Consider the following 24,954-nt stretch of genomic DNA (forward strand, 5'->3'; position numbering starts at 1 on the left):
ACCGTCACGGCTGCGCCGGGGAGCCCCGGTCCGGCTGGACACGCGCACCACGCGAAACCCTTCTCCGGTCCTGCGGCGAGCGTAGACCCCACGGCGCGCGCTGCATCACCCGAGGACACGCCGGTTCGCGCATCGGTTCGAGGATGTGCGTCGTGGGACACCCGCCTGGGCAAAGGAGTCCGGGCAGCCGGCGCCCGCCGCGACCCGAGGTGAGCGCCTTGAGGTCGAGGGACACCACACACGACGAAGGCCCGGACCATCAGGTCCGGGCCTTCGTCTTCTTGTAGCGGGGGCAGGATTTGAACCTGCGACCTCTGGGTTATGAGCGACGCAACCTTGCCCGAAACCGTGGCCACAGCTAGCGTCGATACCAGCATCTTCACAGGTCAGGAGGCACATCACTGTCCGCCGGTGTCCGGCCACGTACGTGCCCGTACGGGTACGGCTGCTGACCATCTGCTCACCAGAGGAGGTTCGATGGGCTGGGTGGTCGAGCGGCCGAGGCAACGCGGACGGCGGTACACCGGGGTCTACCGCGACACCCACGGGCGCCTTCGCTCCGCCGGCACGTTCGACTCCCGCCGAGAGGCGGAGCGGGCAGCGATGCGCGCGGAGGAAAGGATCACAGACGGCACGTGGGTCGATCGACGCGCAGGCCGGGTGACGTTCCGGGCGTATGCAGAGGACGTCTGGCTGCCGTCCCGCCACCTTGAGGTCTCGACGCTCGCTGCGTACCGCTCCTATCTGCGCCGGCACTTCATCCCGTTCTTCGGCGAGATGCGGCTGGCGCAGATCACCGCGTCGAACGTGCAGACCTGGGTCCGGTCTGCCCTCGACCAGGGCTTGTCCCCTCGGTCGATCGCCAAATACCACGTGATGCTGCACTCGGTCTTCGCCCGGGCGGTCCGGGACCGGCTCATCGCCTTCAACCCCTGCGAGAGCACGGAGTTGCCCAAGGTGGTCACCAAGAAGGCTCGGACCTTGACACCTGAGGAGTACTCCGCCGTCCTGGCCGAGATCCCGCCGAGGTTCAAGCCGATGGTGATGACGGCGATCGAGACCGGGCTGCGGTGGGGCGAGCTCGTCGCGCTGCGACCGCGGCACGTCGACTTCCTGCGCCGCACGATCACCGTCGAGGAGACGATCGTCGAGGTCTCGCGCAAGGACTCCCCGACCGGCGAGCGCCTCATCGTCAAGCCCTACCCGAAAGACGACGAGCCCCGAACACTCCGCGTGTCGCAGGGCCTGCTCGACGTCCTTGCTGGCCGCATTGCCGAGCTCGGCCTGACTCGTGACGATCTACTCTTCCCGTCGCGCGAGACCGCCGGAGGACAGCCGCTGTCGCGTGCGACGTTCAACACACGGCACTGGAGGCCCGCAGTCGAGCGCTCCGAGGTGGACTTCACGGTGCGCATGCACGACCTTCGGCACGCGCACGCCTCGTGGCTGCTCGCAGGTGGCGCAGACCTGAAGACGGTCATGGAGCGCATGGGGCACTCGCAGATCATGACGACGCAGCGGTACCTTCACACCCTTCCGGAGGCGCAGGACGAGGCGCTCGCCGCATTCGAGAGGATTCGGACCCGGTAGCTCGCCAGCCGGCGAATCCCCGGCCGCCGCGAGACGTCTTCCGGTCCCCGACGTCACTCGGGCCGAGGGCGATCTGAGTCTGCTGTCGTTGACGGTGAATGCCGCCAACGGCGTCCCCCTGCGGCCAACCGCACTTGCCGCATGCGCATACCGGTGGCCTCATCCACATGGCCCAACTCCGTTCCCTTTCCTTGCTCGGATCCCGAGGCGGCCGCTCAAGGCGCGGGGCGACCGGTCAGTCGTGGGCCGCCGGGCGGGGCGCGACCGCGTGGTGCATCACCAGAAGGGCACGCGGCGGTCGTCGATCGTGCGCACGGTCCCGCAGTGCCTCAAGGAGTGCGTCGGCGTCAGCGGCAGCGAGCCCGGCGGTCGGTTCGTCCAGGACCAGTACGGCCGGGTCACGCAGCAGCGCGCGCGCAAGGACGAGCCGTCGCCGCTCCCCCCCGGAGATCGTCGCCCCGCTCAGCCACGTGTCGAGCCCGTCCTCCAGGCCGGCGAACCACCCGCCCAGATGGGCGTCGTGCAGCGCCCGCACCAGGGCGTCGTCTGGGGCGTCCGGGCACGCGAGGCGAAGGTTCTCGCGCAGAGTCGTCGCGAAGACGTGGTCGGCGTCGCCGGCGAGCGCCACGAGGCCCTCCCGACGGGCGTCCGCCGGCTCCCGTCCGCACACCACGACCCGGCCGGCTGCGGGAGCCCTCAGCCCCACGAGCACCGCGGCCAGGGTCGACTTGCCGCCGCCGGAGGGCCAGGTGATCTCGCGCACCTGGGCAGGTGCGACAGTGAGGTCGACGCCATCCAGGACAGGTCGGCCGCCCCACCCCGCGTGCAGGCCCGCGACGACGACGCCCTCGCAGGCGTCGCTCTGCTGGGTCCGGCGGGCGCCGGCATCGGAGGCGACGGCGGGGGCGCCGGCTACCGCACCGAGTGCGGCGAGCCGGTTCGCGGCGGAGGCGCCGCGATGACGGGCCCGGGCCGCTGGCAGGAGCTCCAGGAGCACCTCCCCGGTCGCGACCGCACCGAGCAGGAGCACCGCTACCTCCTCCGGTCCGAGGTCGCTGCGCGGGGCGAGCGCGGCGGCGAGTGCCGCGCCCACGACCGCCACCGCGCCACCGACCTCTGCGACCGCGCGCCCGAGGCCGTCGGTCCGCGCGTCCTGCGCGCGGGCCGCCTCCGCCGCCTGCTCGCGGGCGGCGAGCTCGCGGCGTACCGCCCGGTCGAGCCCGTCAGCGCCCTCGACCGCGGCCACGACGGCGTCGTGCAGCGCCTCGCCGGTCGACTCCAGGACCGGACCGTGCTGCCGGTCGGCACGGAGGACGGTCCAGGGTGCGAGGATACCCGCGGTCACCACCGCGAGCGCCCACGGCAGGAGGGTCGCTGGATGCAGCCACGCGAGGCCCGCCGTCGCGACGGCGAGCGCTGTCAGTGCGGCCGCGATCGGCACAGCCCCGCGGACGCGCCCGTCGAGCCTGGTGTCGACGTCCTCCACGACGCGGAGCAGGAGCGTCCCCCGGCGGGCGGTGAGACGACCGGGCACCTGCGGGATCAGCGCCGCGACCACGTCCCCGCGCCACCCCGCCAGAAGGGACAACCCGGCGTCGTGGGAGGCGAGTCGCTCGAGGTAGCGGAAGAGGGGCCGCGCGATGGCGAAGCTGCGCACGGCGACCACCGCGAGCGACAGGGTGAGGATCGGCGGCTGGGCGGAGGCGCGCACGATCATCCAGCTGGCGGCCACCGTCAGGCCGATCCCTGAGAGCAGGGACGCTGCCCCCGCGACGGCCGCGACCGCGAACCGGGCGCGCGCGTCCATCGCGGACCACTGCCGCCGGACCCCCACGAGGAGGCCGGTGTCCTCCGTGGTGCCGTCGGAGGCGACCGGCAGCTCACGGCCCGTCACGTCGTCGTGCGGCGCCGCGGCCCCACCCGACCCTGCGCGCTCGGGCGTCGCACCGGGCGCCCGCTCGGTCAGACGGGCCTGCTCGACGCGAACCACCCGGTCCGCGGCCCGGGACACCGGTTCGCGGTGGGTGGCGACCAGCACCGCGACCCCGCGCGCCGCCGCATCGCGCAGGCGCCGGAGGACGGCCTGCTCAGCGCCCGCGTCGAGGTGCGCAGTGGGCTCGTCCAGCAGCAGCGCGACGTCCTCCCCCGCCGCCCCGGCGTCCTCGGCCAGCACGAGCGCCCGTGCGAGCGCGAGGCGGTGCCTCTGCCCGGTCGAGAGACCGCCGCCGTCGTCCCCGAGCGGCGTGCCGAGGGCCACCTCGCCCAGCCCGAGCGCCGCGAGCACCTCCGCAGCACGCTCGTCGCCGGTGTCGAGCGCCTCACGGACCGTACGAGCCGGCGGCAGCTGGGGCCGTTGGGGCACGTGCAGGGCGCCACGCGCCCAGACCCGGCCGCGGTCGGGCGTGCCGTGCCCGGCCATCAGCCGCAGGAGCGTCGTCTTGCCGCTGCCGGACCGCCCGACGATGGCGACCAGTTCCCCGGCTCGCACCGTCACGTCCGGGAGGACCACCGGCCGCCGGCGCCCCGCGAACCGAACGGAGGCGCCCTGTGCCCCCGCGGCCGACCCCTCCTCCCCCTCGCCGTCCTCACGTGCGGTGCCCCCGCCTGCCCCTGCCATCGCGTCGAGGCGGTCCATCACGGCGCTCGCCTGCGCGGACTCGTGGAACTGCGCCCCGGCTTCCCGCAGCGGGCGGTATGCCTCGGGCGCGAGCATGATCGCCGCGAGGGCCGGCCAGAGAGCCATCTCGCCGCCCGCCAGCCGCACCCCGGCGCCCACGGCGACGATCCCGACGGACACGGTCGCCACGAGGTCGAGCGCGGTCGAGGACAGGAAGGCCACGCCCAGCACCCGGGTCGTGGCTCGGGCGTACGCCCGACTGGACCGCCTGACCTGCTCGACCTGGCGCTCGGCGCGGTCGTAGAGCCTCAGCGTCACCAGCCCGCGGACCACGTCGAGGAAGTGCCCGGCGAGCCGGCCGCCGTGCGCGTACTGCTGGTCGGCGCCGCGTCGGGTGGCCCACCCGACGAGCGCCGCGAATAGGGGCACCAGCGGCAGGGTGAGCAGCACGGTCATGGCGGACGGCCAGTCGACCAGCACGAGCAGCGCGAGCACGACCGGAGGCAGCACGCCAGCGACCACGAGCGCGGGCAGGTAGGCCGCGAACCAGGGCCGGAGTGGGTCGAGTCCCGTGGACAGGACCGCGGCCGGGTCACCGCCCGCCCGGACCGCGGCGCCAGGATCGCGCGTGAGCGACTTGAGGCCGACCGCGCGTGCGCCCGCGACCGCAGCGCCGCTGACGCGTTGGGCGACCGTCGGCTGCGCGTGGGCGAGCCCCGTGCGCACGACGAGCGCCGCGGACAGGACGAGCAGGGCCTGCTCCCACCGCGCACCCTCGACCAGAGCCACCACCAGCCACGTCAGCGTGAGCGCCACCGCGACCGTCGTCAGGGCCTGCGCGACGGCCACCGCGACGAGCGCCGCGAGGGCACCGCGGACGGGCGCGGCGAGGCGGAGCAGCCGCAGGTCCACCGGGCCGGGACCACTACCGCGAGACGGGGCCGCGCTCATGTGGGCACGGGGTCGCTCGCCACGCGCCGCCGGAACACCCAGTACGCCAGCCCCTGGTACGCGAGGACGCCGGGCAGGAGGACCAGAGCCGCCCAGCTGATGGTGCTGAGCGCGTACGCGCTCGCCCGCGCAGACTCGATCGTCACCGACCACGCCGGGTCGAGCGTGCTGGACAGCAGCACCGGGGCGTCCTGCACAAGCAGGGCGACGACGACGACAGCCTGGACGGCTACGGAGAGGGCAAACGCCCAGCCCTCCCTGCCGGCACGGGCCGCGAGGGCCGCAGCGCCGAGGACGGCGACGCACGCGCCGACGACGGTGCCCGGGAGCCCTCCCCCGATGCCGGCGACCAGCACCACGGCGGCGAGGACACCGGCGGACGGGCCGACCCACGCCCGGGCCCGGTCCCGGACGCCACCCGTCGTGCGGAGGCCGAGGTACGTCGCGCCGAGCAGGGTCGCGGCGGCAAGGCCGCCGAGGGCGCCCAGGAGGGCACCGGGCTGGGCGAGCGTCCCTGCGGTCCGGGCGAGCGCGCCGCCGTCCGCCGCGACCTCCCCGTCCGGGCCGAGCGCGAGCCCGCCCGCGAGCACGCCGACCACCGCGCCGAGCAGCGAGGCCGTGGCGGCCGAGCTGACGGCGAGGGCCGCGTCGCAGCGCGCGCGCCACCGCTCGTCGTCGCGCTTGCCCCGGAACTCCAGGGCCACACCCCGCACTGCGAGGCACAGCAGCAGGGCCGCCATGGGCAGGTAGAGACCGGACAGCGCGGAGGCGTACCAGTCGGGGAACGCGGCGAACATCGCCCCGATCGCCGCGACGAGCCACACCTCGTTGCCGTCCCACACCGGCGCGATGGTCCGCAGCGCTGCGCCGCGCTGCGCGCCGCCGCGGCCGAGGACGGGGGCGAGCATCCCGACACCGAAGTCGAAGCCCTCGAGCACCAGGAAGAGCGCCCAGCACAGGACCACGAGGCCGAACCACAGCAGGGCAAGATCCACGGGACTCCTCAGTAGGTGGGGACGGGCGCGCGGTCGCCGTCGTCGGCGTCGGCCCCGTTGGTGCGGACGGGGCGCGAGGTGAGGTCCTCTGCGACGAGGTGCCGGACAGCCCGGTACCAGACGAGCGCGAGGACGCCGTAGACCAGTCCGAAGCCGACGAGGGAAGTGAGCACCTCGGCGCTGGTGAGGCCCGAGCCCACGCCGTCCTCCGTGCGGAACAGCCCGAAGACGAGCCACGGCTGACGGGCGGTCTCGGTGAAGACCCACCCGAAGGTGTTGGCGAGCACCGGCAGCGCGGGCAGCAGCGGCAGGCAGGCGAGCACGCCGGTGCCGAGGAGGGTCCGCAGGCTGCCCCGGCCGGCGAGCACGCCCCGGGTGGCGCCCGCGAGGCCGCCTCCGTGCCGCACGAGGCCCTGGCCGCGACGCGTGACCCACAAGAACAGGACGGCGAGGGTGGCCGCCAGCATGCCGGTGCCGATCATCAGCCGGAAGGTCCAGTAGGCGACGGGGACCCACGGCACGTAGTCGCCGGGGCCGTGCTCCTGCACGTACTGCGCCTGGAGGTCGTCGATGCCCTGGACGGTCGCGCCGGGGTCGCCGTGCGCGAGGAGCGAGAGCAAGTACGGGACGTCGAGGGAGAGCAAGGGCTCTCCGCCGCTACGTGGGTCCCCGATCGCGAAGACGGAGAACGGCGCGCCGGCCTGCGTGACGTACAGGGCCTCCGCCGCGGCCATCTTCATCGGCTGGACGGCCGTCATGACCTTGCCGAGCAGGTCCCCCGTGATCGCGACGGCAAGCCCGGCGACCGCCGTGACCCATCCGCCGAGGCGGGCGAGGGTGCGCCATGCCAGGTGGTCTTGCTCCCCCCGCGCGGTGGGACCGCGGCCCCATGCACGCCAGGCGCCGACGGCCATGAGCAGCGCGCCGCCGGTCATGGCGGCGCCGGCGATGGTGTGCGGGTACGCCACGAGGTTGACCTCGTTGACCATGAGGGCCCAGAAGCTGTCCAGCTGCGCCCGGCCCGTCCGCGGGTCGACCTGGTACGCGACGGGGTTCTGCATGAACGAATTGGCGGCGAGGATGATGAAGGCGGACAGCAGCGTCCCGATGGCGACCACCCAGATGGTCGCGAGGTGCGCGAGCCGGGGCAGGCGGTCCCAGCCGAAGAACCACAGGCCCAGGAATGTGGCCTCCAGGAAGAAGGCAAGCATGCCCTCGATCGCGAGGGTGGGGCCGAAGACGTCCCCGTAGAAGCGGGCGAAGTCGCTCCAGGACAGGCCGAACTGGAACTCCTGCACCAGGCCGGTCACGACGCCCACGGCGAAGGTGACCATGAGAAGCTTGCCCACAAGCAACGTGAGCTCTCTGTAGTGCGGGCGCCCCGTGCGGTGCCACGCCGTCTGGAGGCCCGCAGTCAGGGCCGCCAGGGAGATCGACAGGGGGACGAAGAAGTAGTGGTAGATCGTCACGACCGCGAACTGCAGGCGTGCGAGCTCCAGGGTGTCCACCGGGGCGATCTCCTGACGTTCGTGTTGTCTACTACAGAACGTCGTAGATGTTACACGGCCTAGTACGTGTCAAGTAGTACGACAAGGTCCAAAGGTCCCGGTAGGATCTGCGCCATGGCGATGGGTGAGCTCGAGAGCGCCGTCATGGCGCATCTGTGGGACGCCGAGCAGCCGTGCACCGTCCGCGAGGTGCACGAGGCGCTCCAGGCGGACCGGCCGCTCGCCTACACCACTGTGATGACCGTCATGGACCGCCTCGCCAAGAAGGGCGCGGTCACGCAGCTCCGGGAGGGCCGCGCCTATCGCTATGCCCCGCTGCGCAGCCGCGAGCAGACCACGGCCGAGCTCATGCTGGATGCCCTCGGCCTGAGCGACGGGACCGACGCCCGCGTCGCCGCCCTCCAGCACTTCATCGGGCGGGTCAGCTCCGCCGAGGCCGATGCGCTCCGCGCCGCCCTCGGGCGTCCCGCGCTCTGACCGGCAGCCCGCGACCGTGACCGCCCCGCGCGGAGCACCGTGACGGCACTGTCCCTCGCAGCCCTCGCCGTCCTGCTGTCGGTCGCTGCGCCTGTCGCGCTCGCGCGGCTCCGACCGCTGCACCGGGCGCCCCGGGCGGCCGTGGTGCTCTGGCAGGCTGGGGCGCTTGCCGCGGTGCTCGCCGCCGTCGGCGCCGCCCTCGCCGCGCCGGAGGAGATCTGGCGGGCGGTGCGGAGCGAGCAGGGCGCGCGCGACGCCTGGCTGCTGGTCGCGGCCTCCGTCGCCGCGCTCACCGCGGGCACCATCGTCCTGCGGCTGACCGTCACCACCCTGCGGCTCGGCGTCGTACTGCGACGCCGTCGCCGTCGGCAGCGGGACGCCCTTGATCTCCTGGGCGCGTTCGACGACGACGCCGCCCGGCTCCACGTTCTGAGCGGCACCGTCCCGCTGGCGTACTGCGTCCCCGGTCGGCCCGCGCGCGTCGTCGTGACCGAGAGGGTGCTCCAGGTGCTCGACGAGGCCGAGACGCGCGCCGTCGTCGAGCACGAGCGGGCCCATCTGCGCGCCCGCCACGACCTCGTCCTGGAGGCGTTCACCGCCCTGCACGTCGCCTTCCCCCGCGTGGTCCGCAGTCGCCTCGCCCTGGACGCCGTCAGCACCCTGCTGGAGATGCTCGCCGACGACGTCGCGGCACAGCGCACCGGGCCCGGGCCCCTGCGCCGTGCCCTCTGTGCCCTTGAGCCGAAGGCCGCAGGGCACGAGGTCGCGCTGCGCCGCGCGCGCCTGGAAGACGTCTACCCCGACGACGGGCCTCGGGGGCACGCCCGGGCAGTTGCCGCCGGCGCCTACCTCGCCGGCGCCGCCGTGCTCGCGGTCCCCACCGTTGCCCTCGTCACGCCCTGGCTCCGCGCGGCGGTGAGCGCCCTTACCGGTGCGCCGTCCGAATGACACCGACGAGAGATCCTCGATCCATGCGGGCCAGAGCGGCCACGGCACTCACTCGCGGCACGCCAGACCGCTCGACCGGATCTACCCGGTAGTCTCCCTGCACGCGGTCACCTGCGCGGCCCGCTCTCTCCGTGGGTGCCCAGCGCCGGCTCGTCATACCGATTGAAGAGAAGCGCCGGCCGAAGGACGGGGCAGGCGGTCCTTAATCAGGGAGGGATGCACGTGCTGGAGATCCTCGGTGCCCTCGCCCCGAGTGCAGGCGTCGGCCTGATCTTCTGGCTCGCGATGCGCAAGATCGTTCATGCGGACCGCAACGAGCGGGCAGCCCTGGCGGCGCTCGATCGACAGCACCTGCTCCAGTCCGAGCGGGAGCTAGATGCGGGACGTCAAGCGAGCGTCCTTGCCGGCGATACCCAACGAGTTGGGGCACCGGATGCGGAGGAGTGGCCAGGCGGTAGGCCTGCGCGTGCCGAACACGTGTCAACGTCGTCTGAATGGCAGACTCCCGAATCGTCCGATGTGGCACGTGCAGGAGGGGAAGATGACTAAGCCGCGCAAGCGGCCTTCCCGGCTCGGATTGGTGCTGCCGCTGGTCGCATTCGGGCTGGTCATCGCGGTTTACGCGGTCTCCCTCGTCATCGAGCTGACCTAGCCCCCCGGGGCGCCCGCCACGGCGAGTTCCCGTCCGACGATCCCGCCACGTCTCGCGGTCCGCCCACCGGTCGGACGGGGACAGATGGCATCTCGCCCGTTGCTCATGCTTCTTTCGTGCGGTGACCGGCCGATCTCTTCGGTGGCTCACGATGCTCCGCGGGGCCGTCCAACGAGAGATGTGGCCACGATGTGACTGAGCAGCGCGTTATCGCCAACAAGCCGAAGATCGGCGCCCAGAGCGGCGCCGCGCCAGCCAAGCCGTCGGATGCGGAGGCCCCGCGGACGCGGCGCAGCATGAAGATGGTCGTCATCCTGGCGGTCCTCGCCCTCCTCGGCGCGGCGGCGGGCTACTGGTTCCTCATGGGTCCAGGGGCAGACGCTGAGGAGGGCGTGGTGCAGGAAGCGCCGGAGGCTGGTGTGGTGCAGGAGCTCGAGCCGATCAGCCTCAACCTGGCCGGCGGCCGGTACCTCCTGATCGGCTTGGGGCTGCAGCTCACGGCAGAGGTCGAGGAGGAAGTCGAACCATCAATCGCGCTGGACCGCACGATCGCCCTGTTCTCGGGGCGGACCATCGAGGAGGTCAGCAGTGCGGACGGGCGCGCGGCGCTGAAGGCGGAGCTCGCTGCTGTGCTGGCGAAGGACTACCACGGCGAGGTGATGGGCGTGTTCATCACGACCTTCGTGACGCAGTAGTGGCAGAACGCTTGCCGTGCGCCTGGGTCCTCAGCGCTGTGTCTGCCAGGGCTGACTGCCGGAGGAAGTCGTCGGAACGCTGTGCATCGAGGGCGGCGGACAGAGCCGACTCAGCCATGTCTCCCTTGCACGTGTCGCGCGCTATCTGCCCGACGGCCGCGCGGATGTCCTCGGCGCGGTCGGTGTCTGCATCGACCTGCGCGGTGATGTTCTCCTCCTCCGCCCGTGCGGCCTCGAGCCATTGGGCGATGAGGTCGGCCTCACGCTGGAGCCGTGTGAGCTCTGCCTCAGCGGCGACGGTTTCCGCCTCGGCAACCGGGATCGCCGCGTCCAGGGCCTGGCGCTCGGGGTAGGCCCGCACCAGGTGCGGCGTCGGTGTGGGCGAACTCCTCCTCAGCGTGGACTGCGCCAGGATCCCGTGGACGAGGCGATGTCGACTCGTCCTCGCTGCGGCGGTCGTCGTACTCATCGGCATGAGCCGGCTCGAGAGGCGCCCCAACCGTGAGCACCGAACCGACGACGAGCGCGCTCAGCCCTGCGCGAAGTCGAGTCCTTCATGTGAGGGTCTCATCGCTCACCGACGGTGGTGACGTCAGGTCGAGCGGCGCGCCGGTCCATCCGACTGGGACGCCGCTCGGTGTGCGCTGCTCGGCGCCGGTGGTGCCAGGCCCGACTCGGGCCTTGACGTCGGGCGAGCCGGGGGGAAGTGCCTACACGCGGTCGGTGCACAGTCGGCGTCGGGCAGGATGGCGGGAAGTTCGCGCTCAGGACTTCGCGCGCCGGACGGGTACCAGAAGACGACGAAAGAGGGTTCGAACCCATGGCCTCGACAGCCCATCCGCAAGTGTTGCCCCACGCCCGGGCGGGAGTGTGCCTTGCCCGTGCCGGCGCGGTGTTGGTTGCCTCGCTGCTGCTCCTGGGCTGGGCCCCGGGCCAGGCGGTGGCCCACGACGCCCTGGTGAGCACCGCGCCTGGTGACGGGACGACGGTCGAGGAACCCGACGCGGTGGTGCTGACGTTCTCCGCTGACCAGCTCGCCGTGGGGGCCGTCGTCGCGGTGACCGGACCCGATGGGCAGGAGTGGGGCGACGGTGCCGCGACGGTGTCCGGCGTCACCGTGGCCCAGCCGCTTCGCGAAGGCCTCCCGTCCGGGGAGTACCAAGTGAACTGGCGCTCCGTGTCCGGTGACGGACATCCTGTTGACGGGACCTTCCGCTTCACCGCCGAGGCGCCGGAAAGCCTGAGCGCACCTGAGCCGTCACCGAGCGGGCCTGCGACGTCGCCTCCGCCGGAGCCCTCGGCGGCGTCGGAGCAGGCCGGCCCCGGCGCCGGGGAGCCGCAACCGGATCAGGGTGAGCCGGAGGACAGGAGCGGCCGCGGCATTGGTGCGCCGACGGCTGTGGGGCTTGCGATCGCCGCCGCCGCGATCGTGGCGGTTGGTGGAGCGGTCTTCCTGCGGCGGCGCAGCGGCGGTGAGCGGCGCACTGAGCCGTGAGCAGGGTGCTTCCACCTCGAGCCGGGGCAGCGCCCGACGCGGACCCGGGAGAGGCACGCGCTCGGCGCCGTCGCCTCGGCGTGATCGTGGGTGCCGTGGTTGCAGTGGTCGTGGTGCTGGCCAGCGGCGGGTGGTCTGGTGCATGGCAGGCGACGGCGCTGGCCGACCCCGGTGCACTGGTCCGCTGGTCCTCGCCGATCGTCACCGTGCTGTCGGAGCTGGCAGCGGCGGTGACTGTAGGGGCGTTGTTCCTTGTGGTGGCGATCCTTCCCAGTGGATCTTCCCGCGAAGCCGTGGGGGCCAAGGCCTGGCCTGCCGCGGGGGTGGTGGCCGGGGCGGGCGCCGGTATGTGGACGGTGCTGAGCATCGTTGACGCGGTACTGACGTACGCCAGGATCACCGGGACGTCGCCGCAGGCCGAAGGGTTCGGCAGCCAGCTCGCGCTGTACGTGGGGTCGGTCTCCGGTGGGCGCACCCTGCTGGGCGTTACCGTGCTGGCGGCGATCACCACGGTCCTCGCGCTGCTGGTCACAGGACCACGCAGTGCGGTTGTCGCGGCCGTGCCTGCGTTGACGGCGTTCGCGCTGTGGTCCCAGACGGGGCACGCGTCGGGTGACGCAAACCATGAGCTCGCAGTGGGCGCGATGTTCTTGCACCTGGTCGGTGCCGCGCTGTGGATCGGGGGGCTCGCGGCGATCGCGCTCGTGGCTCGTCATCTCGGCGGCGCCCTGGGCACCACCGTCGCGCGCTGGTCGCCGGTAGCGGCGTGGTCGCTGGCCGCTGTCGTGGTCTCAGGGCTGGTCAACGTAGTCCTGCGCACCGACGGGCCCGAGGATCTGACGACGCCCTACGGAACGCTGATCGTCGCCAAGGTGCTGCTGACCGGAGGCCTGGCGCTCCTGGGCCTGGTGCATCGCCGGTCCGTGATACCCCGCCTCGGGCCGACAGCGTCGGGCCGAGCACCCGCGCTGTTCTGGCGCCTCGTGGCCGTCGAGCTCGCGGTCATGGGCGCTGTGTCCGGTGTCGCGGTCGGGCTCGGCAGCACCGAACCACCCGGCGCCGTGACGGCCAGCGGTGACCTCACCCCGGCCGAGGTCATCACCGGCCATCCGCTGCCGCCGGCCCCGACCGTCGAGCTGTGGCTGACGTCCTTCCGGTGGGACCTGATCATCGCGGCCGGCTGCGCCAGCGCCCTGGTCGTCTACCTGCGGTGGGTGCGCCGCCTACGTGCTCGCGGGGACCGGTGGCCGCTCACCCGGACGGCGTGTGCCGTCACGGGGCTCGTGCTGCTGGGATGGGTGACCTCCGGTGGCCCGGCGGTGTACGGGCACGTGCTGTTCAGCGCGCACATGATCCAGCACATGGTCCTGATCATGGTCGTGCCGATCTTCCTGGCCCTGTCGGCGCCGGTGACGCTCGCCGCACGTGCTCTGCCGGTGCGGCACGACGCCTCCTGGGGGCCACGGGAGTGGCTGCTGGGACTCGTCCACTCGCGCTGGGCGCGGTTCTGGTCGCACCCGGTCGTGGCTGCGGTGAACTTCGCCGGGTCGCTGGTGATCTTCTACTACACGCCGGCGTTCGAGTACGCCCTTCGGTGGCAGATCGGAACCGTGCTGATGGTGGCGCACTTCACGCTCGCCGGTTACCTGTTCGTCAACGCCCTGGTCGGCATCGACCCGGGCCCACGGCGGCCCGCGTTCCCGATCCGACTCCTGCTGCTCTTCGCGACCATGGTGTTCCACGCGTTCTTCGGCGTCGCCTTGGTCATGCAGGAGACCCTCCTTGTCCCTGAGTGGTTCGGGATGCTGGGTCGACCGTGGGGGCCGTCCGCGCTGGAGGACCAGCGGGACGGTGGCGCGATCGCGTGGGGCATCAGCGAGGTGCCGATGCTCGCCCTGGCCATCGGTATCGCCCTGGCGTGGACCAAGGACGACGAGCGCACCGCGAAACGTCTGGACCGCGCCGCGGACCGCAGCGGCCACGCCGATCTGGCCGCCTACAACGCGATGCTCACTCGCATGGCCGAGCGCGCCGACGCCAATGACCCCGGGGGCACGGAGCAACCTGGGTCCCCCAAGCGCTCGGCGGGGACGCCGGTCGATTGAGCGGCTACCAGGTCAGGTCCGAGCACTCGTGCTGCTGCTGAGCCGTTTCCACCTGGAGCGTGGCATGGGCGATGCCGAAGCCATCGCGCAGGACGTCCCGGGCACCGGCCAGGACCGCGGCGTGATCGGCGCCGCTGCTCGCGACGAGGTGAGCGGTGGCGACGTTCATCCCGGAGGTCAGCACCCACAGGTGAAGGTCGTGGATGGCGCTCACGCCCGGCACGGCGCCCAGCTCTCGGCTGACGGCCTCCGGGTCGATGCCGACGGGTGCGTGCTGGCCCAGTACCGCGAGGACCTGCCGCCCCAGCGTGACGGCACGGACGATGACGAAGACGGCGATCGCCAGCGCGACGACGAGGTCCCAGACCGGCCGCCCGGTGGCGATGATCAGAACACCGGCGACCATGACGCCGACCGAACCGGCAGCGTCGGCCACCACCTCGAAGTAGGCGCCCCGGACATTGAGGCTGTCCTTGGACCCGCTGCGCAGCAGCAGCATGGAGACAACGTTGATCACCAGGCCCACGAAACCGACCACGAGCATCACGCCCGAGGGCAGGGACGGGTCCTCGCCGATCCGACTGATCGCCTCGACCACCACGTACACCCCGACACCGAGCATGATCAGCACCGTCAGGCCGGAAGCGAACACTTCCGCGCGGTACGAGCCGTAGGTTCGCCGCCCCGTCGGATCAGGGCGGGTTGCGATCCGGGTGGCGAGCAGGGATGCGCCGAGGGCCACGACGTCGGCGGCCATGTGCCCGGCGTCGGAGATCAGTGCGAGCGAGCCGGAGACCAACCCCGCTGCCAGCTCGACCGCGAAGAACGTCGCGGTCAGGAGGAACGCTCCGGCTAGGCGGCGGCGGTAGCGCCCACCCGCGTGTTCAGCGACGGGGCCGTGACCGTGCCCGGCGCCCATCAGCGGCTGCCCTCGTGTCCGGTGTGCTCCCGGCACACGTCCAGCAGCATCCGCACGTGGGCATCGGCCAACCGGTAGTACACCCGGCGGCCCTCACGCCGGTTGTCCACCACCCCCGAGGCCCGCAGCAGACGCATCGTCTGGGACACCGACGCCTCGGGGACCTGCACCGCCGCGGAGATGTCGCAGACGCACAGCTCACCGGCCTCCAGCAGCGCGTAGAGGATCTTGGTACGCCGTACGTCACCGAGCAGTCGGAACAGCGCGGCCAGCGTCCCTGCCTCGGCGTCGTCCGGGACGCTGGCGCGGACCAGTGCCACGCGTTGGGACTGCGGATCACCACCGATGCAGCCGTCCAGCGGCAAGACCCGACCCATGGTCATCTCCTCATCTGCGCGGATCTTCAGATAACGTCACCCTAGCGCGCTGTGGTGACCCAGCCCTCGCGGCCCGGACGATGGCCTGCAAACCCGTGTGGCCGTCGGAAGGGCAGCGCGCAGACACGGAGGAGGAGCGGGGTGCAGGACGACCCGGGCGTCACGGGGCCGGTGTGGCTGCCGACCGCACCACCGTCCCTGGAGACGATGCTGGCCCCGACGCTGCAGCCGGTGCCGGTCCTTCCGGTGCTGGCCGTGGTGCTGCTGGTGCTGTACCTGGCGGGCGCGTGCCGGCTGTGGCTGCGAGGGCGGCGCTGGTCGATCGGCGCGACCATCTCGTTCACGGTGGGTTGTGTGGTGCTGGCGGTCGTGACGGGCGCGGGCATCGAGGGGTACGGGCTGCGGCTGTTCTCGGCGTTCATGTTCCAGCAGCTGACGTTGATGATGCTCGTCCCGCCGCTGCTGGTGCTGGGGCGCCCCGGCACGTTGCTGCTGCGCGCGACCCCGCACCGGGGGGTGGGCCTGTTGGTGCTGGTCACGGCGCGGCGGGCCCTGCGCAGCCGGGTCAGTCGGGTGGTGCTGCACCCGGCGGTGATGGTGCCGTTGTTCTTGCTGGCGTTCTACGGGTTGTACCTGGCCGAGCTCGCCGACCCGTTGCTGCGGACGTGGACCGGGCACCTGGGTCTGGAGGTGGGGTTCTTGGTGGCCGGGTTGCTGTTCACGGTGCCGGTGCTGTCCACCGACCCCTTGCCGATCCGGCAGACGCATCATGGGCGGGCACTGGACCTGGTGCTGGAGATGCCCCTGCACGCGTTCTTCGGGGTGATCGTGATGATGGCCACCGCGCCGATGGTCCCCTTGTTCGCTGCGCCGCCGGTCGGCTGGGAGATCGATCCCGTGCGGGACCAGCAGCTGGCCGGCGGGCTGGCCTGGTCCTACGGGGAGGCACCGGGACTGCTGATGCTCCTGCTGATCGCCAGCAGGTGGCAGCGCAACGACACCCAGCGGTCCAGGGCGCGGGACCGGCAGATCGACCGCGACGGCGGCGCCGACGCCGAGCTCGAGGAGTACAACGCCTACCTCGCGCGCTTGAACGCCTCGGGGCCCTCGGGGGCGCCACCGGGGCAACCGTGATGGTCGAGCTTCACGGGGCCGCGGCATCGGACGTTGTCGACACCGTGGTGGTGGTCTTCTCGACGATGTCCTGGCCGAGCCGCACCCCGGTGTAGACCGCGAGGGCCATCAGCACGAGGAGCCCGACGATCAGGCGCCACTCCAGCCACGGGGGCCACACGCGGGTGACCCATTCCCGGCCCGGCACCCGCAGGGCCCGCACGCGAAGCGTCGGGGCCCGGTCGCCCAGCACGCGGAGCCGCCGCCGGAAGGGACCCCGGCTGCGGTCGCGGCCGCGTCGTCGGCTGCCTGCCAGCGCACCGCTGACGATGGCGGCCGCCGCCACAAGGTAGACGGCGGTCTGCGGCGTGCTGCCCAGTCGCGCCGCCGGGGTAAGCGCGGTGCGCAGCGGCAGCGAGGCGATGAGCTCCTGGTCGGTGAACAGACCGGTGCGCGCGAGGACCGTTCCGTCCGGCGTGATCATGGCGCTGACGCCCACGGTGGAGACCTGGACGGTCGACCTGCCGTGCTCCACCGCGCGGAAGCGGGACATCGCCAGCTGCTGGGTCGACTCCGGGGTGCGCCCGAACGAGGCGTTGTTGGTCGGGATGAGAATCAGCTCCGCCCCGTCGAGGACTCCCTCGCGGATGAGGCCCGCGTAGGCGACCTCGAAGCAGATCCCGGTGGCGAGGCGCACGTCACGTCCGAGCGCGGCGATCCGCACATCGATGACCGCGGGGGCGCCGCCGGCGGCCATGTCCGTGGCGACCCGGTCGACGAGCGGAGTCAGCTGCCGGAAGAAGGCGCGGAAGGGGACATACTCTCCGAAGGGCACCGGGTGCTGCTTGGCGTACGTGTCGCCGGCCCCCGCACCGGCGGTCCAGGTGATGATCTCGTTGTAGCGGATGTCCTGCCCTTGGGGGAACCGCTGGGTGCCGAGCAGCAGTGGGGCGCCGACCGCTGCGGCGGCGCGATCCACGGTCGACGCCTGTGCCGGGTCGGTTCGGGGGTCGATGTCGGCGGCACTCTCCGGCCACACCACCAGGTCCAGCTGGCGTCTTCCGGCGGTCGCCGCGAGCCGCTCGGTACCTTCGGCGTGGTTGGCCGTGACGTCGCGGGCCTGCTCGGCCCAGTCGGCGCCCTGCTGCGGGACGTTGCCCTGGACCGCTCCTACCAGGAGTGAGCCGCTCTCCTGGCCGGTGTTCAGGGGAAGCAGGCCCGGGGCGCCGGCCAGGAGCACTCCGGCGAGCAGGGTCCGAGCCGCGGCCGTCACCGCTGTGCGGCGCAGGTACTGCAGTGCCAGTGCCATCAGCGCCCCAGTCGCGGCGACGAACGCGGAGACCAGGACCTCCCCACCGTAGGGCGCGAGTCGCAGCAGGGGCGCCTCGGTCTGGGAGAAGGCCAGGAAGCCCCACGGGAAGCCCCCGAACGGCCAGGAGCCGCGGACCTGCTCGATGGCGACCCACAGCACGGCTGCGGTGACCGCCTGGGCCAGCGGGCGGCCGGTGATCCAGACGGCTCTGCGCGCGTGGGCCCACAGCGCGCCGAAGCCGGCGACGTACAGCGCCTGGAACGCGCTGAGCGCGACCCACGGCAGCACCGATCCGGTGGCCTGCAGCGCCCAGTGCACCAGCGGCAGGAAGAAGGTCAGGCCCCAGACCAGGCCGATACCGGCGGCGCGGACCGGTGACGCGCCGCGCATCGCCAGCAGCAGGCACGCCATGCCGGCGTAGGCCAGCGGCCACCATCCCCGGTCAGGAAACGCCAGGCTCGTCGCCCAGCCACCCACCCCTGCTCCGACGAGCGCCAGCCCGGGCGGCATTGGGCCACGCGATGAGGCGCCACCGGTGCGGCGTCGCGCGTCGCCGCGCTCGACCTCCTGGGCGGGGGTGGCGTGGACACGAGGATCCCCACCGGCCGCAGCGGCTGGACCAGGCCGCGTGGCCGACGAGGGGGGGGCCGTCGGATCGCGTACTCACCCGGCGCGTCCCCGTTGGGTCGTCCCGCACCCTTCGGGTGCGCAGCGGCATCGGCGGGTCAGACGCCGGCATAGGAGTGCAGGCCGGTGATGAACAGGTTGACGCCGACGAAGTTGAACAGGAACGCGGCGTATCCGGCCAGGGCGAGCCACCCGGCCTTCCTGCCCCGCCATCCGGCGGTGGACTGGGCGTGCAGGTAGGCGGCGTACAGCACCCAGGTGATGAAGGCCCAGGTCTCCTTGGGGTCCCAGCCCCAGTACCGGCCCCAGGAGTCCTCGGCCCAGATCGCGCCGGCCAGGACGGCGAAGGTCCAGACTGGGAAGGCGAACAGGTGGGCGGTGTGGGCGACGCGTTCCAGGGTGGTGGCGGCCGGCAGCCGGCCGGCGTAGCCGCGGGTCGCCTGGCCGCCAGGGTCGCGCGCGTCGGCGCGGCGGCGCAGGAGGTACAGGCCGGTTGCGGCGGCGCCGACGGTGAAGACGCCACCGGCGATGATGGCCGCCGCGACGTGGATGACCAACCAGTAGGAGTTCAGCGCCGGGACCAGGTCCCCCGCGGGGGTGTACAGCACCGTCACGGCCAGCCCCAGGCACAAGGTGACCAGCGCGAGGATCCACACACCCAGGTCCCGTACCGGCTGGCGGCGCAGGAACACCAGGTAGGCGGCCGTGGCGGCCAGTGTGGCGGCGGCCGTGAACTCGTACATGTTGCCCCACGGTGCGCGGCCCGTCGCCAGACCCCGGGCCACGACCCCGGCCAGGTGCAGCACGAACGCGAGCGTGGTCAGGGACGCAGCGATCCGTTCCAGGCGACCAGTCAGCGCGCCGACGCTGGTGGGTGGGCTCACGGGCGCTACAGCGGTCGAGGAAGGGGTTGGTGTCGTCCGAGCGCCCACGGCTACCGGTTGGGCCGGCTGCGCCTCGCTGTCCAGGTGCTGGGCGCGTCTGGCGGCGTGGTAGGCGTAGGTGAGCATCGCCAGGGCGTAGACGGCGATGGCGCTGTAGATCAGTCGGTCGCTGAGCTCGGCCAGGAGGGTGGGGTCGGGCACGGTCAGTCCTCTCGGTCGTGCGGGGAAGCATCGGGGCGGGTCAGCTCGGCGCCCGGCAGGTCCCGAAGCAGCGATGTGAGCTCGTCGGGGACCGGTCCGCGGCGGGTCAGGGTGTAGGTGGCGGCCTCGACCGTGGCCGCGCCACCGTCGGGCGCGGGGGTGACGCGGACCCAGATCCGGCGCCGGCGGACGTACAGCGACACCGTCAGGCCGAGCAGGAGGGCGACGGCTGCCGCGAGGGAGATCTCCTTGCCCGGGTCGTGGGCGATCTGGAAGTTCGCGAACCGCGACACTGATTCGAACGTCAAGGTGCCTTGGCCGTCGGGCAGGGTCATGGACTCTCCCGGACGCAGGGCCTGGGCGAACGGCTGGTCCCCGTCCATCACCTGGGTGAGGTCGCTCTTGTCCAGGCGGAACACCGACTGCGGTGCGCCGTCGCCCAGGCCGAGATCTCCGGTGTAGGCGGTCAGCAGCAGCTGGGGGTCGCCCAGGTCCGGGTAGAGCGATCGAGGCCCGGCCTCGGGATCGACGGATGCGGTGGGGAGGAAGAACCCTTCGAAACCGAGCTGGGTTGGTTGCCCGTCCGGGACCTTGATCACCCCTTCGGAGGACAGGTTGCCGTCGAAGGGCACGAACACCACCGGTCCGGTGAACACCGGTCGCCCGCGGCCATCGGTGACGCTGACCACCGGAGCGTAACCGTGGCCGGTGAGGAACACCTTGGTCCCGTCGACCTGCAGCGGGTGGTTGACCTCAACTGTGACGTCCTCAGGGACGCCGCTGGGTGTGCGCAGCACGGCCAGGTCGGCCTGGAAGTCCCGGGCGCTGCCGCGTTGGGGGCCGGACGTCTCGAATCTGGCGGTGAAGTCGTTCAGCGTGATCGAGAACGGGGTCAGGGCCTCGGTGTCGGTCAGCGGCCCGGGGGTGAACTCGTCGTACTGCAGGCGGGTGTTGGTGAAGGTACCCCCTTCCACGACGATGACCCGTCCCTCGAAGCCGAGCAGTGACCCGATGGCGACTCCGACGAGCAGGACCAGCAGGGACAGGTGGAATACCAGGTTGCCGACCTCGCGCAGGTATCCCTTCTCCGCGCGGACCGAGTCGGCGTCGACCACGACCCGGAACCTCCTGGCGCGCAGGTGCGCCGCTGCGGCCTGAAGGACCTGAGCCGGTTCAGCGGTCGTCGTGGTGCGGCGGTATTCGTCCAGGCGTGCCAGGTTGGTCGGGGCGCGAGGTGGTTCGGCGCGCACCGACCGCCACAGGCGTGCCACGCGTGGTAGCACGCAGCCCGTCATGGACACCATGAGCAGCAGGTAGATCGCGGCGAACCAGGGTGAGGAGTACACCTCGAAGAACCCCAGCCGGTCCAGCCACGGGCCTACCACCGGGTTGTCAGCCACGAACCGGGTCACGGCGCCGGGGTCGAACGCGACACCTCGTTGGGGTAGCAGCGACCCCGGCACGGCAGCCAGGGCCAACGCCAGCAGCAGCAGCACCGCGGTCCGCATGGACGTCAGCGTCCGCCACGCCCACCGGGCCCATGCCAGCAGCCCCTGCCCCGCCGGGCGCGGCGGAATGGCCATCAGCCCAGGTCGCGCGTCCCTCTCCCCGAGGCGCTCCGTGACCGCTGCGCCCTCCAGTGCGTCTTCGCTTGGCGAGGGTGCAGCGGCCCCGGGGGCGGCGTCGGGTCGCAGGGCACCGGTCGGTTTCGTCATTGGCCCGCCGACGCGGATTCCCGCTCGTCGAGCATGTCGTTGAGGACGGTGAGCTCTGCGGTCTGGGAGCTGACGATCGCCTGCGCCAGGCGGCGCACATCGTCGTCCTGGACCAGGTCCAGGGCGGCCTGCGCCATCGCGACGCCGCCTTGGTGGTGGGCCACCATGAGCCGCAGGTAGCGGATCTCCGCGTCCACGTCGACGGCCTCGTCCAGCTGTTCCAGGTCCTCTTGGGTTGCCATGCCGGGCATCACCGCATCGGAGGCGGGCCTCGTCGTGGTGTCGTCGCCGTGGTCCATGGTGCCCGCGCCGGGGTCGGTCATCCACTGCATCGGCGCGGCCAGGCTGGCCTGCGGCAGGTCCCACTGCTCCAGCCAGCCGTACATCTGCCCAGCCTGCTGCTGCTGGGTCAGCATGATGTCCAGCGCCAGGGACCGGACCTCGGGATCCTCCGTGGCGTCACGGACCATCGTGGACATCTGCACCGCCTGGGCGTGATGGGCTTGCATGTCGCGGGCGAACCCAGCCTCGGCTGACCCCTCCACCGGCCGTGAGACAGGGTCGCCACCGTTCGTCAGGGCAGAGCCCGCGACCAGGCCGGCGACCCCGACCGCGGCGGCCACCAGGATCACCACCGCAGCGGTCGGCACCCTGCGCGGCGCGGCAGCGATCTTGCTCATCAGGCGTCCACCCCACCGGTGCACGGCGCACCCGGCTCCGGGGTCTGCTCACCCTGCTGGTACTTGACCACGAACTGCTCCAGGCGCGGGTCATCCGCCGTCTCCAGCGCCAGCTGGGTACCCCAGGCGCTGGCCACCACGGGCTCCTCGGGCAGCCCATCGAAGGGGCTGAGCAGCACGTACGCGTTGCCCTCGGCCAGGTCGGCCAGCTGCTGCACCTGGGCAGCCGGCAGGTCCGGGCTGTAGGTGAGCCACACGGCACCGTGCTCCAGGGAGTGCACCGCCAGCTCGCTGGTGATCGGCTCGGTGTACGTGCCGCAGTTGGCCCACACGCCCGCGTGGTCGCCACCGACCGGCGGTGTCTGCTCGTACTGCACCGGCTGCTGGACGTGGCCGGCCGTCAGGTCGCTGAAGGTCGCAACACCGTCGATGTCTCCGGCGGCTGCCTCAGCGACTTCGGCGGTGCGCCGCTGCTCGCCGACGAGCACGATAGCCGTCGCCGCGATGAGGGCCCCCGCCACGAAGACGCTCGTGCCGGTGATGACCGCGGTGCGGCGACGCTCGGCGCGCCGCTGCTGCTCGCGGATCTCGGCCAGACGGGCGGCGCGTTCGGCCGCTTCGTGCTTACGGTTCGCCATCAGTAGGGGCCTTTCGCTCGTCGACGTCGTTCACAGGACAGTGGTGTAGCCAGAGATCGTGGACTGCATGGCGCGCATGAGGTGGTCCCACACCCCGGTGGCCAGCAGCAGACCGGTGGTCATGAGCATGACCGCGCCAGCGCGCTTGATCCCGACGGTGTGCCGACGCGCCCATGTGGTCGCGGTCAGTGCCCGCCGCATGCCCAGCCCGACCGCGATGAACGGAAGGCCCAGACCGGCGGCGTAGACGCCGGCCAGCGCCGCGCCGCGCCCGGCGCTGGCCTCGGTGAACGCCAAGGTCTGCACGGTCGCCAGGGTCGGTCCCAGGCACGGGGTCCAGCCCAGCCCGAAGGTGACTCCCATCAGCGGGGCGCCCACCAGACCGGACGTCGGGCGCAGCCGGGGCAGCAGCTGGCGCTGGGACCGGGGCAGCCAGCCGGCGAAGACCAGACCCATGACCACGACCACGACGCCCAGGACACGGGTGAGCACCGCTTGCGAGGACTGCAGCGTCGCGCCCAGACCGCCGAAGAGGGCCCCGTAGGCGACGAAGACCGAGGCGAACCCCAGGATGAACAAGGCCGTACCCGCCACCACCGGACGTCGCCGCGTCGCGACACCCTCATCGAGCAAGGGGCCGCCAGCGACGTAGGACACGTACCCGGGCACCACGGGCAACACGCAGGGGGACACGAAGGAGACCAGCCCCGCCACGGCCGCGACGACCGCGGCCGCAAGCAACGGGCCGGTCGCGACCAGATCCTGGACCGCGCTCACGACGACCCAGCGATCGGCGCGGCCAGGACCGTGTCCACCAGCGCGGTCAGGGTCGACTCCTGCACCGCGCCCAGGACGCGCGCCGCCGGCCTCCCGTCACGGTCCAGGAGCAGGGTCACCGGGACCCCGGCTCCGGGGAGGTGCTCGGCCAGGCTCAGCAGGGCCTTTCCATTGCTGTCGTCGATGCTCGGGTAGTTGATCCCGTAGCTCTCCTCGAACGCGATCGCCGCGGCCGAATTGTCGCGCACGTTGATTCCGACGAACCGCACCCCCTGGTCCGCGTACGCAGCCGACGTGGCGGCCAGGATCGGTGCCTCCTCACGGCACGGCGCACACCACGAACCCCACACGTTGATCACCACGACATCGCCGCGCCATGCGGCGATGTCGATCGCCTCACCAGTCAGCCCGGTTCCCGACAGGGCCACCGGTTCGCCTCGGTCCTCGGGTGCGTATTCCGTCACCGTCCTGTTGCCCGCAGCCACCGGGGACCGTTCTGCCGCCGGGCCTTGGCCTGCCGACAGGAAGCCGGCCAGCTGGACCGCCACCACAGCTCCGGTGACGACGACCAGGGCCAGGAGGATTGCCCGCGGGCCGGTCAGTGGCCGGCCCGACCGTGCCGGGGCGGCCGAGCCTTGAGCCGGAGGTCCGCCGGCTGCGGTCGGCTCATCCACTGACGGACGCCTTCATCAGCTCAGACTCTGCCGCCCACAGACTCTCATCCGGTGCGGCGACGCCCAGGGCGTCCAGTAGCGCCGCGCCCAGGGATGTCAGCCGGCACATGACCAGCTTGCCTTGTCGGCGGGAGGTCACCAGGCCAGCGCGGCGCAAGACGCGCAGGTGGTGCGAGACCAGGTTCGGCGCGGCCCCGACGACCCACGCCAAATCGCAGACACACAACTCGGCCCCCAGGGCCAGGGCCATCGCCGTGCGAAGGCGCACCGGGTCCGCCAGTGCCTTGGCGGTGATCGCCATCGCCTGGGAGCGGTGCGCCTTTGGCAGTGCTGCACGGACTGCCTCGGCGCGCGACACGTCCAGGCACAGCAGGTCGCACCCCTCGGTCGCCATACGGTCATCGTAACGAACGTTGATGTGAGCATCGGCCGCCGATCGCACTCGTGGCGGTGCTCAACGCGAGGCCTGCTCGGGTTCCCTCACCGGGCACCGATCGTGCCGTTCTCGCTCGGTGTTGCGGGTGCGGGCTGTTGCAGGGTGGACAGCACCAGCAGGGCGGCGCCGGTGACGATGGCGGTGTCGGCGAGGTTGAAGGTCGGGAACCACCCGCTGTGCAGGTAGTCGGTGACGACGCCGTCTGCGGCGCGGTCGGCGAGGTTGGCGGTGGCGCCGCCGAGGACCAGGGCCAAGGCAGCCAGCCGCACGTTGGTGCTGGCAGCGGCGGTGCGCCAGGCGACCACGCCGACCGCAGCGGTGACGATCGCGGTCACGGTCAGCACCAGCCATGCCGGTGCACCGGCACCGACGGAGAAGGCGACCCCGGGATTGTACGCCAGGCGCAGGTCGACCACGCCCAGGCTGATCACCCGATCCTGCAGCCCGTTCACCGCCCACGCCTTCACACCGAGGTCGGTGGCCGCGACCAGGACGACACCCACGCCTGCCGCCAGGCGTCGCCTCACCGGTGAGACCGCCGGCCGGACCGGCCTGTCAGTGGTCGGGG

At 72.3% G+C, this 24,954-nt stretch carries 23 protein-coding genes; 7 read left to right on the plus strand and 16 right to left on the minus strand.

What is annotated here, in order from left to right; translation table 11 throughout:
* The first annotated feature begins 321 nt into the window (after positions 1-321).
* Positions 322-1,590 carry a tyrosine-type recombinase/integrase gene (locus GXB85_RS00710; protein WP_202627398.1) on the plus strand — a complete coding sequence of 423 codons (1,269 nt, stop codon included), beginning with the start codon at positions 322-324 and terminating at the stop codon, positions 1,588-1,590.
* 235 nt (positions 1,591-1,825) lie between these two features.
* Here GXB85_RS00710 and cydC read toward each other — a convergent pair whose 3' ends face one another.
* The 3 genes from cydC to GXB85_RS00725 are packed head-to-tail and all read right to left on the minus strand — an operon-like array spanning position 1,826 to position 7,661.
* Entirely contained in the window at positions 1,826-5,119 is a 3,294-nt protein-coding gene (gene cydC, locus GXB85_RS00715) for a thiol reductant ABC exporter subunit CydC (RefSeq protein ID WP_161915733.1), read from the minus strand.
* A gap of 35 nt (positions 5,120-5,154) precedes the next feature.
* Entirely contained in the window at positions 5,155-6,153 is a 999-nt protein-coding gene (cydB, locus tag GXB85_RS00720; RefSeq protein ID WP_043601935.1) for a cytochrome d ubiquinol oxidase subunit II, read from the minus strand.
* An 8-nt stretch (positions 6,154-6,161) separates the two neighbouring features.
* On the minus strand, positions 6,162-7,661 hold the full coding sequence (locus GXB85_RS00725) for a cytochrome ubiquinol oxidase subunit I (RefSeq protein WP_043601936.1): 1,500 nt from the start codon (positions 7,659-7,661) through the stop codon (positions 6,162-6,164).
* 114 nt (positions 7,662-7,775) lie between these two features.
* On the opposite strand from GXB85_RS00725, the gene GXB85_RS00730 reads away from it, so the two are divergent.
* Both GXB85_RS00730 and GXB85_RS00735 read left to right on the plus strand, forming a co-directional pair.
* Entirely contained in the window at positions 7,776-8,138 is a 363-nt protein-coding gene (locus GXB85_RS00730) for a BlaI/MecI/CopY family transcriptional regulator (protein WP_043601938.1), read from the plus strand.
* Between the two features lie 39 nt (positions 8,139-8,177).
* The gene (locus GXB85_RS00735) at positions 8,178-9,086 is read left to right on the plus strand and encodes a M56 family metallopeptidase (RefSeq protein ID WP_043601941.1); all 909 of its coding nucleotides are present in this window, start codon (positions 8,178-8,180) and stop codon (positions 9,084-9,086) included.
* Between the two features lie 153 nt (positions 9,087-9,239).
* Here GXB85_RS00735 and GXB85_RS00740 read toward each other — a convergent pair whose 3' ends face one another.
* Positions 9,240-9,437 (minus strand): hypothetical protein, encoded by a 198-nt coding sequence (locus GXB85_RS00740; RefSeq protein ID WP_161784004.1) that lies wholly within the window; start codon positions 9,435-9,437, stop codon positions 9,240-9,242.
* Between the two features lie 492 nt (positions 9,438-9,929).
* Here GXB85_RS00740 and fliL point away from each other — a divergent pair, with 492 nt between their 5' ends.
* Positions 9,930-10,433, plus strand: a complete 504-nt coding sequence (gene fliL, locus GXB85_RS00745) for a flagellar basal body-associated protein FliL (RefSeq protein ID WP_052425742.1) — start codon at positions 9,930-9,932, stop codon at positions 10,431-10,433.
* On the opposite strand, the gene GXB85_RS00750 is transcribed toward fliL, so the two are convergent.
* The gene (locus tag GXB85_RS00750; RefSeq protein ID WP_152605504.1) at positions 10,411-10,902 is read right to left on the minus strand and encodes a hypothetical protein; all 492 of its coding nucleotides are present in this window, start codon (positions 10,900-10,902) and stop codon (positions 10,411-10,413) included. The two genes, fliL and GXB85_RS00750, sit on opposite strands and share 23 nt — an antisense overlap.
* Before the next feature lie 351 nt (positions 10,903-11,253).
* Between GXB85_RS00750 and GXB85_RS00755 the strand changes: the two genes are divergently transcribed.
* Both GXB85_RS00755 and GXB85_RS00760 read left to right on the plus strand, forming a co-directional pair.
* Positions 11,254-11,928 carry a copper resistance CopC family protein gene (locus GXB85_RS00755; RefSeq protein ID WP_052425743.1) on the plus strand — a complete coding sequence of 225 codons (675 nt, stop codon included), beginning with the start codon at positions 11,254-11,256 and terminating at the stop codon, positions 11,926-11,928.
* Positions 11,929-12,023: 95 nt separating this feature from the next.
* A complete protein-coding gene (locus GXB85_RS00760; protein ID WP_229734666.1) occupies positions 12,024-14,033 on the plus strand; it encodes a cytochrome c oxidase assembly protein in 2,010 nt (669 codons plus the stop codon).
* A 4-nt stretch (positions 14,034-14,037) separates the two neighbouring features.
* Here the strand turns inward: GXB85_RS00760 and GXB85_RS00765 are convergent, their stop codons facing one another.
* Positions 14,038-14,952, minus strand: a complete 915-nt coding sequence (locus tag GXB85_RS00765; protein ID WP_161915734.1) for a cation diffusion facilitator family transporter — start codon at positions 14,950-14,952, stop codon at positions 14,038-14,040.
* Positions 14,952-15,329: a helix-turn-helix transcriptional regulator gene (locus GXB85_RS00770; RefSeq protein WP_161915735.1), complete on the minus strand. Its 378-nt coding sequence runs from the start codon at positions 15,327-15,329 to the stop codon at positions 14,952-14,954. Before GXB85_RS00770 ends, GXB85_RS00765 begins: the two co-directional genes overlap by 1 nt.
* Before the next feature lie 141 nt (positions 15,330-15,470).
* On the opposite strand from GXB85_RS00770, the gene GXB85_RS00775 reads away from it, so the two are divergent.
* Positions 15,471-16,463, plus strand: coding sequence for a cytochrome c oxidase assembly protein (locus GXB85_RS00775; protein ID WP_161915736.1), 993 nt, complete (start codon positions 15,471-15,473; stop codon positions 16,461-16,463).
* 10 nt (positions 16,464-16,473) lie between these two features.
* Here GXB85_RS00775 and lnt read toward each other — a convergent pair whose 3' ends face one another.
* From lnt to GXB85_RS00820, 9 genes are all read right to left on the minus strand, one after another.
* Positions 16,474-18,264: an apolipoprotein N-acyltransferase gene (gene lnt / locus GXB85_RS00780; protein WP_161915737.1), complete on the minus strand. Its 1,791-nt coding sequence runs from the start codon at positions 18,262-18,264 to the stop codon at positions 16,474-16,476.
* Between the two features lie 215 nt (positions 18,265-18,479).
* On the minus strand, positions 18,480-19,466 hold the full coding sequence (ccsB, locus tag GXB85_RS00785) for a c-type cytochrome biogenesis protein CcsB (RefSeq protein WP_161915738.1): 987 nt from the start codon (positions 19,464-19,466) through the stop codon (positions 18,480-18,482).
* 2 nt (positions 19,467-19,468) lie between these two features.
* Complete coding sequence (locus GXB85_RS00790; protein ID WP_237727851.1) at positions 19,469-20,974, minus strand: cytochrome c biogenesis protein ResB; 1,506 nt, start codon at positions 20,972-20,974, stop codon at positions 19,469-19,471.
* A 203-nt stretch (positions 20,975-21,177) separates the two neighbouring features.
* Positions 21,178-21,861, minus strand: coding sequence for a DUF305 domain-containing protein (locus GXB85_RS00795; RefSeq protein WP_161915739.1), 684 nt, complete (start codon positions 21,859-21,861; stop codon positions 21,178-21,180).
* On the minus strand, positions 21,861-22,499 hold the full coding sequence (locus GXB85_RS00800; RefSeq protein ID WP_161915740.1) for a DUF3105 domain-containing protein: 639 nt from the start codon (positions 22,497-22,499) through the stop codon (positions 21,861-21,863). Before GXB85_RS00800 ends, GXB85_RS00795 begins: the two co-directional genes overlap by 1 nt.
* A 30-nt stretch (positions 22,500-22,529) precedes the next feature.
* Positions 22,530-23,276 (minus strand): cytochrome c biogenesis protein CcdA, encoded by a 747-nt coding sequence (locus GXB85_RS00805; protein WP_161915741.1) that lies wholly within the window; start codon positions 23,274-23,276, stop codon positions 22,530-22,532.
* Entirely contained in the window at positions 23,273-23,824 is a 552-nt protein-coding gene (locus GXB85_RS00810) for a TlpA disulfide reductase family protein (protein ID WP_013882298.1), read from the minus strand. The genes GXB85_RS00805 and GXB85_RS00810 overlap by 4 nt, the downstream gene beginning before the upstream one ends.
* A 118-nt stretch (positions 23,825-23,942) precedes the next feature.
* A complete protein-coding gene (locus tag GXB85_RS00815; RefSeq protein WP_161915742.1) occupies positions 23,943-24,344 on the minus strand; it encodes a helix-turn-helix transcriptional regulator in 402 nt (133 codons plus the stop codon).
* A gap of 86 nt (positions 24,345-24,430) precedes the next feature.
* Positions 24,431-24,913 (minus strand): signal peptidase II, encoded by a 483-nt coding sequence (locus GXB85_RS00820; protein WP_161915743.1) that lies wholly within the window; start codon positions 24,911-24,913, stop codon positions 24,431-24,433.
* Positions 24,914-24,954 lie beyond the last annotated feature (41 nt).

The sequence above is a fragment of the Cellulomonas sp. APG4 genome, assembly GCF_009996735.1.
Lineage (GTDB): Bacteria > Actinomycetota > Actinomycetes > Actinomycetales > Cellulomonadaceae > Actinotalea.

Excerpts from the sequence above, each read along its gene's own strand:
- GXB85_RS00710 (WP_202627398.1), top strand. The coding sequence starts at position 322 with ATGAGCGACGCAACCTTGCCCGAAACCGTGGCCACAGCTAGCGTCGAT.
- GXB85_RS00730 (WP_043601938.1), top strand. The coding sequence starts at position 7,776 with ATGGCGATGGGTGAGCTCGAGAGCGCCGTCATGGCGCATCTGTGGGAC.
- GXB85_RS00750 (WP_152605504.1), bottom strand. The coding sequence starts at position 10,902 with ATGAGTACGACGACCGCCGCAGCGAGGACGAGTCGACATCGCCTCGTC.
- GXB85_RS00755 (WP_052425743.1), top strand. The coding sequence starts at position 11,254 with ATGGCCTCGACAGCCCATCCGCAAGTGTTGCCCCACGCCCGGGCGGGA.
- GXB85_RS00765 (WP_161915734.1), bottom strand. The coding sequence starts at position 14,952 with ATGGGCGCCGGGCACGGTCACGGCCCCGTCGCTGAACACGCGGGTGGG.
- GXB85_RS00770 (WP_161915735.1), bottom strand. The coding sequence starts at position 15,329 with ATGGGTCGGGTCTTGCCGCTGGACGGCTGCATCGGTGGTGATCCGCAG.
- lnt (WP_161915737.1), bottom strand. The coding sequence starts at position 18,264 with ATGCCGCCCGGGCTGGCGCTCGTCGGAGCAGGGGTGGGTGGCTGGGCG.
- GXB85_RS00790 (WP_237727851.1), bottom strand. The coding sequence starts at position 20,974 with ATGCGGACCGCGGTGCTGCTGCTGCTGGCGTTGGCCCTGGCTGCCGTG.
- GXB85_RS00795 (WP_161915739.1), bottom strand. The coding sequence starts at position 21,861 with ATGAGCAAGATCGCTGCCGCGCCGCGCAGGGTGCCGACCGCTGCGGTG.
- GXB85_RS00800 (WP_161915740.1), bottom strand. The coding sequence starts at position 22,499 with ATGGCGAACCGTAAGCACGAAGCGGCCGAACGCGCCGCCCGTCTGGCC.
- GXB85_RS00815 (WP_161915742.1), bottom strand. The coding sequence starts at position 24,344 with ATGGCGACCGAGGGGTGCGACCTGCTGTGCCTGGACGTGTCGCGCGCC.